The organism is Cytobacillus sp. FSL W7-1323, assembly GCF_038595015.1.
Taxonomy (GTDB): Bacteria; Bacillota; Bacilli; order Bacillales; family Cytobacillaceae; genus Cytobacillus; species Cytobacillus kochii.
Map to the genome: position 1 here is coordinate 1,910,408 of NZ_CP151998.1, position 12,772 is coordinate 1,923,179.

General features: G+C 37.0%; 14 protein-coding genes. All 14 read left to right on the forward strand.

Annotation, left to right across the window (positions count from 1 at the left end):
• Positions 1–15 precede the first annotated feature (15 nt).
• Complete coding sequence (fabD, locus tag MKX67_RS09955; protein WP_095369561.1) at positions 16–963, forward strand: ACP S-malonyltransferase; 948 nt, start codon at positions 16–18, stop codon at positions 961–963.
• Positions 960–1,703: a 3-oxoacyl-[acyl-carrier-protein] reductase gene (gene fabG, locus MKX67_RS09960; protein ID WP_322909225.1), complete on the forward strand. Its 744-nt coding sequence runs from the start codon at positions 960–962 to the stop codon at positions 1,701–1,703. Before fabD ends, fabG begins: the two co-directional genes overlap by 4 nt.
• 132 nt (positions 1,704–1,835) lie before the next feature.
• On the forward strand, positions 1,836–2,069 hold the full coding sequence (locus MKX67_RS09965) for an acyl carrier protein (protein ID WP_095369559.1): 234 nt from the start codon (positions 1,836–1,838) through the stop codon (positions 2,067–2,069).
• Positions 2,070–2,426: 357 nt separating this feature from the next.
• Positions 2,427–3,164, forward strand: a complete 738-nt coding sequence (rnc, locus tag MKX67_RS09970; RefSeq protein WP_095369558.1) for a ribonuclease III — start codon at positions 2,427–2,429, stop codon at positions 3,162–3,164.
• Between the two features lie 47 nt (positions 3,165–3,211).
• Complete coding sequence (gene smc, locus MKX67_RS09975; protein WP_322909226.1) at positions 3,212–6,778, forward strand: chromosome segregation protein SMC; 3,567 nt, start codon at positions 3,212–3,214, stop codon at positions 6,776–6,778.
• 88 nt (positions 6,779–6,866) lie between these two features.
• Positions 6,867–7,853, forward strand: coding sequence for a signal recognition particle-docking protein FtsY (ftsY, locus tag MKX67_RS09980; protein WP_095369556.1), 987 nt, complete (start codon positions 6,867–6,869; stop codon positions 7,851–7,853).
• A 205-nt stretch (positions 7,854–8,058) separates the two neighbouring features.
• The gene (locus MKX67_RS09985) at positions 8,059–8,388 is read left to right on the forward strand and encodes a putative DNA-binding protein (protein ID WP_095369555.1); all 330 of its coding nucleotides are present in this window, start codon (positions 8,059–8,061) and stop codon (positions 8,386–8,388) included.
• 12 nt (positions 8,389–8,400) lie between these two features.
• Entirely contained in the window at positions 8,401–9,753 is a 1,353-nt protein-coding gene (gene ffh / locus MKX67_RS09990; RefSeq protein ID WP_095369554.1) for a signal recognition particle protein, read from the forward strand.
• A gap of 96 nt (positions 9,754–9,849) precedes the next feature.
• Positions 9,850–10,122: a 30S ribosomal protein S16 gene (rpsP, locus tag MKX67_RS09995; RefSeq protein ID WP_095369553.1), complete on the forward strand. Its 273-nt coding sequence runs from the start codon at positions 9,850–9,852 to the stop codon at positions 10,120–10,122.
• Between the two features lie 14 nt (positions 10,123–10,136).
• Entirely contained in the window at positions 10,137–10,364 is a 228-nt protein-coding gene (locus MKX67_RS10000) for a KH domain-containing protein (RefSeq protein WP_095373476.1), read from the forward strand.
• 113 nt (positions 10,365–10,477) lie between these two features.
• Positions 10,478–10,864 (forward strand): YlqD family protein, encoded by a 387-nt coding sequence (locus MKX67_RS10005; RefSeq protein WP_095369552.1) that lies wholly within the window; start codon positions 10,478–10,480, stop codon positions 10,862–10,864.
• A 13-nt stretch (positions 10,865–10,877) separates the two neighbouring features.
• Positions 10,878–11,393: a ribosome maturation factor RimM gene (gene rimM, locus MKX67_RS10010; protein ID WP_095369551.1), complete on the forward strand. Its 516-nt coding sequence runs from the start codon at positions 10,878–10,880 to the stop codon at positions 11,391–11,393.
• Positions 11,393–12,130 (forward strand): tRNA (guanosine(37)-N1)-methyltransferase TrmD, encoded by a 738-nt coding sequence (gene trmD, locus MKX67_RS10015; RefSeq protein WP_095369550.1) that lies wholly within the window; start codon positions 11,393–11,395, stop codon positions 12,128–12,130. Before rimM ends, trmD begins: the two co-directional genes overlap by 1 nt.
• Before the next feature lie 132 nt (positions 12,131–12,262).
• Positions 12,263–12,607, forward strand: coding sequence for a 50S ribosomal protein L19 (rplS, locus tag MKX67_RS10020; protein WP_095369549.1), 345 nt, complete (start codon positions 12,263–12,265; stop codon positions 12,605–12,607).
• The last annotated feature ends 165 nt before the right edge of the window (positions 12,608–12,772 follow it).

The following is a 12,772-nucleotide window of genomic DNA, read 5'->3' on the forward strand; positions in this document are numbered from 1 at the left end:
TGGGAGGCGGATAATATGGGGAAAATTGCATTTGTTTTTCCAGGACAAGGTTCACAAACTGTTGGAATGGGGAAATCACTAGCTGATGAGAATGAGAACGTTTTAAAATTATTTAAACAAGCTGATGAACGTTTAGGATACTCTCTTTCACAACTTATTTTCGAAGGCCCACAAGAACAGTTGACGCAAACGATGAATGCTCAACCGGCATTGTTAACAACAAGTATCGCGGTTTTGGAAGCATTCAAACAATCTGGCATCACAGCAGATTATGTTGCTGGCCATAGTTTAGGAGAATATTCAGCACTTGTTGCAGCAGAAGCCATTTCTTTTACTGACGGTGTTTATGCTGTTCATAAACGTGGTGAATTTATGGAAGATGCTGTTCCTAATGGAGAAGGGACAATGGCTGCAGTTCTTGGTATGGAAAGAGAAGCACTGCAAGCTATTACCGATAAGATTACTGAATCAGGTCATTCTGTACAATTAGCCAATTTGAATTCACCTGGACAAATTGTCATTTCCGGTACAAAACAAGGTGTAGAACTAGCTGGCGTAGAAGCAAAAATGGCAGGTGCGAAAAGAGTATTACCATTAGAAGTAAGCGGTCCCTTCCATTCGCAACTAATGAGACCAGCAGCTGATCGTCTATTAAGCGTATTAGATGAAATCAAATTACAGGATGCAAGTGTGCCAGTGATTGCGAATGTTTCAGCAACGCCAATCACTGCGTCTGGAGAAATCAAAGAAAAGCTATTGCAACAATTATATTCACCTGTTCTTTGGGAGGATACTGTAAGGAAGTTACTTGCTTTAGGTGTAGATACTTTTATTGAAATTGGACCTGGAAAGGTTTTATCAGGCCTTATCAAAAAGGTAGACCGTAATGTTCAACTTTTTGCTATCTCTGATAGTAAGTCCATTGAGTCAACTATCGAAGCCATAAAGGAGGCTGCAAAATGAAGTTATCAAATAAAATTGCAATTGTAACCGGTGCTTCTAGAGGGATTGGTAGGGAAATAGCTTTAGAGCTTGCCAGAGATGGGGCAAAAGTAGCTGTCAATTATGCAGGTAGTGAGGCGAGAGCCAATGAAGTAGTTGATGAAATTAAATCATTAGGGTCAGAAGCATTTGCAATTCAATGTGATGTTTCTAATAGTGAATCAGTTACAAATATGATTAAAACGGTCATCGAACATTTTGGCCGTATTGATATTCTAGTGAATAATGCAGGCATTACAAAGGATAACCTATTGATGAGAATGAAGGAAGATGAATGGGACGCTGTCATCAATACCAATCTTAAGGGAGTATTTCTGTGCACGAAGGCTGTAACTAGACAAATGATGAAGCAGCGGAGCGGACGCATTATTAATATTTCCTCTATTGTTGGAACAACAGGAAATCCAGGCCAAGCAAATTACGTAGCTGCTAAATCTGGTGTCATCGGCTTAACTAAAACAACAGCCAAAGAATTAGCATCGAGAGGCATTACGGTTAATGCGATTGCACCTGGGTTTATTACGACAGAAATGACCGATGAATTAAATGCAGAAATTAAAGAGCAAATGCTTGCTAATATTCCACTGGCAACATTCGGAGAGCCAAAAGATATTGCAAAAGTAGTTAACTTCCTTGCTTCTGAAGATAGTAAGTATATGACTGGTCAAACTTTGCATGTTGATGGTGGTATGTATATGTAAACAGTAAGTCCTTTTTTAAAGGGTTTACATATAAATGAAAGATTTAAGATTACGTGATTGTTGCATTTACTAAAAACATCTTTCGTATTTATTAACTTTCATCTATAATATCTTGAGGGGAGGTGAACAAGCATGGCAGAAGTATTAGAACGTGTAACAAAAATCGTTGTTGATCGTCTTGGTGTTGATGAAGCAGAAGTAAAAGAAGAAGCGTCTTTCAAAGATGATCTTGGTGCTGATTCCCTAGATGTAGTTGAACTAGTAATGGAATTAGAAGATGAGTTTGATATGGAAATCTCTGACGATGATGCTGAAAAAATTGTAACAGTGGGTGACGCTGTAAATTACATAAAAGCAAAAAACTAATCGTTAGATAAGTATGAGTGAGGGATATCCCTCACTCAATCTTTCTATATAAATAGCAGTTAATGAGCCAGATGTCACTTTTGTGCTTATTGTCCGCCGTGACTTGAGTTAATCAGGTAGTGACGGACAGTAAGTACATCCAGATTTATCCTCATTAGCGCTTTAAACTTGGTTAAGAATTCTTTCTGCCAAGTTTCTTTGTGTTTTTATGTAAAATTGCTTAAACTAAGAGAGAATGATGTATATAAAAAGATAAGATTTGTCATCAGTAATAAACCACGTCTAATAATGTAGACAAATATGTGTGGTTATCACCATTTAGGATAAATTTATTTAAGGTACAAGGTGGCTGTTAAAATGCGTAATTACAAAGAAAAAGAGAAAAGAAAACGTGCGGATGAAAAGAAGTTTAAAGAATTACAACAGGTATTATCTATTGAATTTAAAAACGAAAAATTATTAAGACAAGCTTTTACTCATTCTTCATATGTGAATGAGCATCGAAGAAAGCCTCATGAAGATAATGAAAGACTCGAATTTTTAGGAGATGCGGTATTGGAATTAACAGTTTCCAAATTTCTCTATATTAAATATCCGATGATGAGTGAAGGTGAATTAACAAAATTAAGAGCAGCGGTCGTGTGTGAACCTTCCTTGGTTGAATTTGCTAATGAAAGAGATTTTGGCCAATATGTTTTACTAGGCAAAGGAGAGGAAATGACTGGGGGGAGAATGCGTCCGGCACTATTAGCTGATGTCTTTGAAGCCTTTATTGGAGCACTATATTTAGACCAAGGGATTGATGTTGTTGTTTGCTTCTTAGAAAAATATGTTTTTCCTAAGATAGACTCTGGCGCATTTTCTCATGTAATGGATTTTAAAAGCCAATTACAAGAATTAGTGCAGAGAGATTCAGCGGGAATGATTGAATATAAGATTCTGCAGGAAAAGGGACCGGCTCATAATCGTGAATTTGAGTCAACTGTTTATCTAAACGGTGAAGAGCTTGGAACTGGTACAGGTCGTTCAAAAAAACAAGCGGAACAACATGCAGCGCAAATGGCATTAGAAGTACTTAAAAACCATGTGAACTAAATCTTTATAAAGGTGAAAAGGAGATTTAGTAAGGGAGGAGCAGAATTTTGTTTTTAAAGCAACTCGATATCGTCGGTTTTAAATCTTTTGCTGAACGAGTAACAGTTGATTTCGTTACTGGTGTAACTGCAGTTGTTGGCCCTAATGGAAGTGGTAAAAGTAATATTACGGATGCCATCCGTTGGGTATTAGGTGAACAATCAGCTAAATCGTTACGTGGCGTGAAAATGGGTGATGTTATTTTTGCAGGTAGTGATACACGCAAACCATTAAACTATGCAGAAGTTACTTTAACGCTAGATAATCATGATCAATTTTTACCACTTGACTACAGTGAAGTTAGTGTAACAAGAAGGGTTTTTCGTTCGGGAGATAGTGAATATTTAATTAATAAACAACCTTGTAGATTAAAGGATATTGTTGAGTTATTTATGGATTCGGGGCTAGGGAGAGAAGCATTTTCGATCATAAGCCAAGGAAGAGTAGAGGAAATTCTTAATAGTAAGCCGGAAGAAAGAAGAACGATTTTTGAAGAGGCTGCAGGTGTTTTAAAATATAAAACACGTAAAAAGAAGGCGGAAGTCAAACTAAGTGAAACAAAAGATAATCTAAACAGGGTAAACGATATTCTTCACGAATTAGAAACCCAAGTTGAACCATTGAAGATGCAAGCTTCTATTGCTAAAGATTATTTACAGCAGAAAGAGGAGCTTGAACAGTTTGAAGTCGGTTTAACAGTTTATGAAATAGAGGATTTGCATAAAAAATGGGAACAGCACTCGAATGATTTTGATCAACAGCAACAGCAAGAAATAGCCCTTTCAGCAGAGGTACAAACGAAAGAAGCGAAAATTGCTGAAGTACGAGACCGCACAGTCGCATTGGATGAATCAGTTAATGAATTACAAGAAGTACTCCTCCATGCGAGTGAAGCATTAGAAAAACTTGAAGGTCGTAAAGAAGTGCTTAAGGAAAGAAAGAAAAATGCTTCGCAAAACAAAGAACAGTTACAAAAAAACAAAGAAGTATTAACCATACGTGTAGAGGAACTTAAAAAGTTAAGACAAGAACAAGATCAAAAAACGCTTGCTTTAAAGTCTGAGGCCTCTACTTATGAAAAACAACTTTCCGAGAAGTTAGAACAGTTGAAGTTATATAGCGTTGATATTGATGAACAAATTGAGAACTTAAAAAGTGAGTATATTGATCTTTTAAATACTGAAGCAGCAGCAAAGAATGAACAGCAGATGTTGCAAAAACAACTTACGCAACAAGCAACGCGTGAAGAAAAGTTGATTGGTGATAATAGTCGATATATTGAGGAAAGAGAAGTATTGCTCGAACGTAAAGCGGCGTTATTGCATGATCATGAGGCAGTTAAGGCACAGTTAGACAACCATATACACCAATATAGGCAAAAGCAAAAAGAATATGAAATGTTGCAACAAACCTATGAAAAGGATGAAAAGAAATACTATCAAGCCATTCAATTTCTACAACAAGCACAGTCTAGAAAAGAAATGTTGGAAGAGTTGAAAGAAGATTATTCCGGGTTTTTCCAAGGTGTGAAAGAAGTACTGAAAGAAAGAAACAATCGCCTTACTGGTATTGAAGGAGCAGTGGCGGAGTTAATTGAAGTTCCTAAAGAATATCAAACTGCAATGGAAGTTGCGTTAGGCGCGGCAATGCAGCATATCGTTGTGCAGACAGAAGCTGATGGGCGAAAAGCCATTCAATATTTAAAGAGCCAATCCTATGGTAGAGCGACTTTCTTGCCACTTGATGTGTTAAAAAAGAAAACATTGAATGAAGCGCAATTAAAAATTGTGAAAGAACACGAAGCGTACATAGGGACAGCTGCTTCTTTACTGCAATATGATGCTAAATATGCTCCTGCTATTGAAAGCTTACTAGGCAACGTAATAATTGCCAGTGATTTAAAAGGAGCTAATGCGCTAGCCAAGCTATTAGGGTATCGCGTACGAATAGTCACACTCGATGGTGATATCGTTAATCCTGGTGGCTCAATGACAGGCGGAGCGGTTAAACAGAATAAATCATCGATATTAAGTAGAAAAAATGAGCTGGATGATTTGAATGATAAAATCACTCATATGGATCAGCAAACAAAAGAACTTGAGGCACGTGTGAAGAAAATGAAGCAACAGTTCAAAGATGCTGAGCATATATTAGAAACGCTTAAGCAAAAGGGAGAACAATTACGCGAAGAAGAGCAAAGCCGTCTTGGTCTCCTTAAAGATATGGAGTATGAAGAGAAAAGAGTAAATGATCGCCTTTCTTTGTATGACCTGGATAAGGCACAATTTGTTGAAGAGAAAAGCCGCTTCGTCAATCGAGAAAACGAATTAACAGAAATACTGCGAAATTATGCTGAAGAAATTATCTCATTAGATAACCAAATTAAAGAATTAACGCAATTAAAGAATGTACAACAAACGTCAAAAGAAAGCTTACAAGAAGAGATAAACGAATTAAAGGTGCAATTTGCTTCTAAAAGTGAGCAACTAAAATCTGCACAAGATCGTTTGCGTTCAATCGTCTCAGAAAAAGCAGACACAGAAGAGAAATTACAACTCGTTATAGATGACTTGCATTTATTATCATCAGAAATGACCAATAATTCCTCAGGAGAACAACATCTCGAAGAAGAAGCAATGAGAAAGCGTGAAGATAAGAATCAAACGATTGAATTAATCGCTAAACGCAGAGAAGAAAGATTTTCATTGCAAACAGTACTTGAAGATATCGAAGTGGAGTTAAAAGAGTTAAAACGTCTTCATAAAGGAAGAGTAGAAGGATTAAAAGATCTTGAAGTGAAAATTAATCGATTAGACGTAGAGTTAGAGACCCGTTTAACACATTTGCGTGAAGAATATATGCTCTCTTATGAAGCAGCGAAAGAGGCATTCCCACTAAGTATTGATGTGGAAGATGCACGCAAAAAGGTAAAGTTAATCAAATTAGCAATAGATGAACTTGGCACGGTTAATTTAGGTGCCATTGATGAATATGAACGTGTTTCAGAACGTTACGAGTTTTTATTAGAACAGCAGAACGATTTACTAGCTGCAAAAGACACGCTTTTCCAAGTCATAGATGAGATGGATGTGGAAATGAAAAGGAGATTTCAAGAAACATTTGAAGGAATTCGTTTCCACTTTGAATCTGTTTTTCAATCATTATTTGGTGGGGGACGTGCAGATCTTAAGTTTACAAATCCTGAGGACTTATTAAATACTGGTATTGATATCGTCGCGCAACCACCAGGTAAAAAGCTGCAAAATTTAGGGCTTTTATCTGGTGGAGAAAGAGCTTTAACTGCGATTGCGTTATTATTTTCTATATTAAAAGTCCGGCCTGTCCCATTTTGTATATTAGATGAAGTAGAGGCAGCCTTAGATGAAGCTAATGTGCACCGCTATGCGAAGTACTTAAGAAACTATAGCCATGAAACACAGTTCATTGTGATTACTCACAGAAAAGGAACAATGGAGGAAGCGGATGTATTGTATGGTGTTACGATGCAAGAATCCGGCGTTTCAAAAATGGTATCTGTAAGGCTTGAAGAAACAAAAGAGATGGCGATGAGCTAACATAATGATAAGTCCCATTAGTAATTAGTTAGTGGGGCTTATCCTCATACATATTAATAGTAATTATTAGCAGATTGGAGTTATGAAAATGAGTTTTTTTAAGAGGTTGAAAGAAAAAATCACTTCACAAACGGATACTGTTACAGAGAAATTTAAAGACGGGTTATCAAAGACAAGAGATAATTTCTCTGGCAAAGTTAATGATTTAGTTGCAAGATATCGTAAAGTGGATGAAGATTTCTTCGAAGAATTAGAAGAAATTCTTATCCAAGCAGATGTTGGTTTTGATACTGTCATGACATTAGTAGAAGAATTAAAGATGGAAGTGAAAAGAAAAAATATTCAAGATCCGAAAGAGGTCCATGCAGTTATTTCTGAAAAATTAATTGATATTTATGAAAGAGCAGGCGAATCTTCTGCAGATTTAAATATTCAAGACGATGGTCTAACAGTTATGTTGTTTGTCGGCGTCAATGGTGTGGGGAAAACAACGACAATAGGAAAACTTGCTCATAAGCTAAAAGGGGAAGGAAAAAAGGTCATGTTAGCCGCAGGAGATACGTTCCGTGCTGGGGCGATTGAACAGCTTGAAGTATGGGGCGAAAGAGTCGGGGTTGAAGTAATTAAACAAGGGGCAGGATCTGACCCTGCTGCAGTGATGTTTGATGCTGTACAGGCAGCAAAGTCAAGAAAAGCAGATGTACTTATTTGTGATACAGCTGGTCGCCTGCAAAACAAAGTGAATTTAATGAAAGAACTTGAAAAAGTAAAACGTGTCATTGAACGAGAAGTACCAGGTGCACCTCATGAAGTTCTGTTAGCTTTAGATGCGACAACTGGGCAAAACGCAATGGTTCAAGCGAAAACGTTTAAAGAAGCGACAAATGTAACAGGTATTGTTTTAACGAAATTAGACGGAACAGCTAAAGGCGGCATCGTCTTGGCCATTCGAAATGAGTTGGAAATCCCAGTGAAATTAGTTGGTTTAGGTGAGAAAATGGATGATTTACAAACATTCAATGCAGAACAATATGTGTATGGATTATTTGCCGAAATGGTTGAAGCAGAAGAATAAGAATAAGAACAAAGCTCATTGCTGAAGAATGCAATGAGCTTTACTTAATGAAATCGGTTATTTTAAAATGACGGAAGCTTGGCTCACTAATATAGCTTATATATAAGTTGACACACTATAAAAGTCAGTCTATGCTTGACAATTCAGTGTGTGATAGGTAAACTTTACATTGTAAAGGCTTTTCACTTAACAAGGGGGTTTAGAGATGCTTGAAAAAACAACGAGAATGAATTATTTGTATGATTTCTATCAATCGTTGTTAACACCAAAACAAAGCAGCTATATGTCCCTTTATTATCTTGATGACTACTCCTTAGGTGAAATTGCAGAAGAGTATCACGTGAGCCGTCAGGCAGTTTATGATAACATAAAGCGTACAGAAGCGATGCTTGAGGAATACGAAGAGAAGTTATTATTGTTTCATAAATTTCAAGAGCGCGCTAAAATTATTGCAAAATTAAAGAGTAATTTTCAACCAGAAAGCTTAAAAGAACAATATGAAGCCTTGCTGGAAGAGCTTGAGAAATTAGATTAGGAGGCGGCGTGCATGGCATTTGAAGGTTTAGCCGACCGACTGCAGAATACAATTCAAAAAATCCGTGGAAAAGGAAAAGTAAGTGAAGCGGATGTAAAGGAAATGATGCGTGAAGTTCGCTTAGCATTACTTGAAGCCGATGTTAACTTTAAAGTAGTTAAACAATTCGTTAAAAAGGTAAGCGAACGTGCTGTCGGACAAGATGTAATGAAAAGTCTGACTCCAGGACAACAAGTCATCAAAATTGTTAAAGAAGAATTAACAGAGCTTATGGGCGGCGAACAAAGTAAAATCGCTGTTAGCAATCGTCCACCAACTGTTATTATGATGGTTGGGTTACAAGGGGCAGGTAAGACGACAACGACAGGAAAGCTTGCAAACTTATTAAGGAAGAAATATAACCGTAATCCAATGTTAGTGGCAGCTGATATTTATCGACCAGCGGCTATTAAGCAATTGGAGACATTGGGTAAGCAAATTAATATGCCTGTGTTTTCCTTAGGAGATCAAGTTAGTCCTGTTGAAATTGCCAAACAAGCCATTGCTAAAGCGAAGGAAGACCATCATGATTATGTGCTAATCGATACAGCTGGTCGTTTACATGTGGATGAAACCCTGATGACTGAGCTTAAAGATGTAAAGGACTTGACAAATCCAGACGAAATCTTCCTTGTAGTTGATGCAATGACGGGACAAGATGCTGTTAATGTAGCGTCTAGTTTTAACGAACAGCTCGGGCTCACTGGTGTGGTATTAACTAAATTAGATGGTGATACCCGTGGTGGAGCAGCACTATCTATTCGCTCAGTCACGGAAACACCGATTAAATTTATTGGACTTGGTGAGAAGTTAGATGCAATTGAAGCTTTTCATCCAGAGAGAATGGCCCAAAGAATTTTAGGTATGGGTGACGTGCTTTCACTTATTGAAAAGGCGCAAGCTAATGTAGATGAGGAAAAAGCGAAAGAGCTAGAAAAGAAAATGCGTACAGCTTCGTTCACGCTTGATGATTTTCTAGAGCAACTTGGTCAAGTGAAGACGATGGGGCCACTTGATGAATTATTAAAGATGATGCCTGGTGCAAACAAGGTAAAAGGGCTGAATAACTTAAAAATTGATGATAAACAAATTGCCCATGTTGAAGCCATTATTCAATCAATGACACAAGAAGAAAAAAGTCAGCCTGAGATCATTAATGCAGGTAGAAGAAAACGAATTGCAAAAGGTAGTGGGCGAACGGTCCCTGAGGTCAATCGCTTACTGAAGCAGTTTGAAGAAATGAAAAAAATGATGAAACAGATGTCAGGAATGCAACAAAAAGGGAAGAAAAAGGGCGGTTTAAAGCTTCCTTTTAACCCTTTTTAATAAAAAAATACTATGTAAAGAAAAAAACCTTTACAAACCAGGGTAGTATCTGATAATATACTATCTTGTGTGAAACTATTCGGAGGTGCTTTAAAAATGGCAGTAAAAATTCGTTTAAAACGTATGGGAGCTAAAAAATCTCCTTTCTATCGTATTGTAGTAGCTGATTCTCGTTCACCACGTGATGGACGTTTCATTGAAACAGTAGGAACTTATAATCCAGTTGCTCAACCAGCAAGTGTTGATATCAATGAAGAACTAGCGCTTAAATGGTTACAAGATGGTGCTAAACCGTCTGATACGGTTCGTAACTTATTCTCAAATGCTGGTATTATGGAAAAATTCCATAATGCAAAGCATGCAAAATAAGTGATTAACTTATGATCAAGGACCTTATCGAGACAATTGTGAAGCCCCTGGTTGATTTTCCTGAAGATATTCAAGTGAGTATTCGTGAAGAAAACCGAGCGGTGACCTATTTGCTTTCTGTCAACAAGAATGACATGGGGAAGGTAATTGGTAAGCAAGGGCGCATTGCAAAAGCGATAAGAACTGTTGTTTATGCAGCAGGTACTTCTCAAGAAAAAAAGATTTTCTTAGAAATTAAATAATCGATTCTATCGATATAGCTGAATAAACAAACATGAGAAAGGAGGGGATACCCTCCTTTTTTCACCATTAAACAAAATTTCACATTCTATTATTGAATGGAGGCTGGTTGATCTTGCAAATTATTCAAACGGTTACTGTGAAACAAGTTTTAACTGAAACGAGTAAACAGGAATTATTAAATAACTATGAATGGAAAAAACAGCAACTACAAAAAGAATGTGATCAATTTAAGTTTGAAATGAGAAAGTGGGAGAAGAACCAAAAGGCCCAAAATGGCCATCTTCGCTCCTTTTTTGATAAAGAAATAGAATCAAGAAATGAAAAAATGAAATTACTTGATTTTCAAATAGAGCAATTACATATGCTTCCACTTGGAAGTGAATTAAAAGAAAAAGAAGTTCAATCGTTAATAACCATCGAAAAGGGAGATAATTGGGAAGAGATCGAAAAAGGAAAAACGATTATCATTAAAGATGGATTGGTTGACGATATCCGCTAGAGGTGAGTATGAAATGGAAACATGGTTTAATGTTGGTAAAATTGTAAATACCCATGGTGTTCGTGGTGAAGTTCGCGTCATTTCTCGAACAGATTTTACAGAAGAACGCTATTCACCAGGAAATAAATTGACCTTATTTATGCCTGATAATAAACAAGGGAGAGAATTAACAGTTTCATCCCACCGCAAACATAAGTCTTTTGATTTACTTACTTTTGAAGAGGTTGTCGGTATGCAAGAAGCTGAAAAGCTTAAAGGTGGCATTTTAAAGGTAAATGAATCGCAATTGAGTGCATTAGAAGAAGATGAGTTTTATTATCACGAAATCATTGGGTGTAAAGTCTACACGATGGATGGTGAAGAGCTTGGTGAAATTAAAGAAATTCTTTCACCAGGTGCGAATGATGTTTGGGTGATTAAAGGTAAGCAGAAAAAAGAAATCCTCATTCCTTATATTGCTGATGTCGTTAAGGAAGTAAATATCGCTGATCAGAAGATTATGATCGATTTGTTAGAAGGCCTATTATAATGAAAATAGATGTACTATCTCTATTTCCAGAAATGTTTGCAGGTGTATTCGGTCATTCTATCTTAAAAAAAGCAAGTGAAGCAGGAGCTGCATCTTATAATGTAGTGAACTTTAGGGAATATGCGGATAATAAGCATCAAACAGTCGATGACTATCCCTATGGTGGCGGAGCGGGTATGGTGTTAAAACCACAGCCGATTTTTGATGCTGTCAGTGATATAAAGAGTAAAAGTGATGCAAATCCTCGTGTTATTCTTCTATGTCCTCAAGGAGAAAGGTTTACACAGAAAAAGGCTGAAGAGCTTGCCGAAAGTGAGCATCTAATTTTTATATGTGGACATTATGAAGGTTATGATGAACGGATTCGTGAACATATTGTAACTGATGAAATTTCCATTGGTGATTATGTGTTAACAGGTGGAGAATTAGGAGCTATGGTTGTCATTGACAGTGTGGTGAGATTATTGCCTAATGTTTTAGGAAATCAAGAGTCACATATGAAAGATTCTTTTAGTACTGGGATGCTTGAACACCCTCATTATACGAGACCAGCTGATTTTCGAGGATTGAAAGTCCCGGACGTATTAACCTCAGGAAATCACCTTCATATTGAACAATGGCGACAGAGGGAATCGTTAAAGAGAACGTATCAACGACGTCCTGATTTACTTGAACAAATAGATTTGACTGATGAAGAAAGAAATTGGTTAGAAGAAATTAAAAAAGAACAGATTTAACATTGATGTTCTGCGGATGATATGGTATTATAATCTTTGTGACTTGGGCTTGTTAAAAGTCTTTTGTCTGATAACGATGTTCCGCTGTAACACAAATGGTTTGCATGAGCGTCTTGGGAGGAGTTGAAAACGATGCATAAATTAATTCAAGAAATCACTCAAGAACAACTTCGTTCGGATCTACCTGAATTCCGTCCTGGTGATACTGTACGTGTACACGTTAGTATCGTAGAGGGAACTCGTGAGCGTATCCAAGTATACGAAGGAGTTGTGATTAAGCGTCGTGGTGGTGGAATTAGCGAAACTTTCACAGTTCGTAAGATTTCTTACGGTGTAGGCGTAGAGCGTACATTCCCTGTACACACACCTAAAATTGCGAAGCTTGAAGTAATTCGTCGCGGTAAAGTCCGTCGTGCGAAACTTTACTACCTACGTAACCTACGTGGTAAAAAAGCTCGTATTAAAGAAATTCGATAATCGGTTTAACAAAAGGGATGTAAGTTCAACTTATGTTACCTTAGTTAAAATGAAGAAAGGAGAGCTTGTATTTTTACAAGCTCTTTTTCTATACATATTTCTCATTTCTGATATGATAATAACATACTTATAGGCTGTTTTTTCAGCATTGGTAGTGTTAAGAAG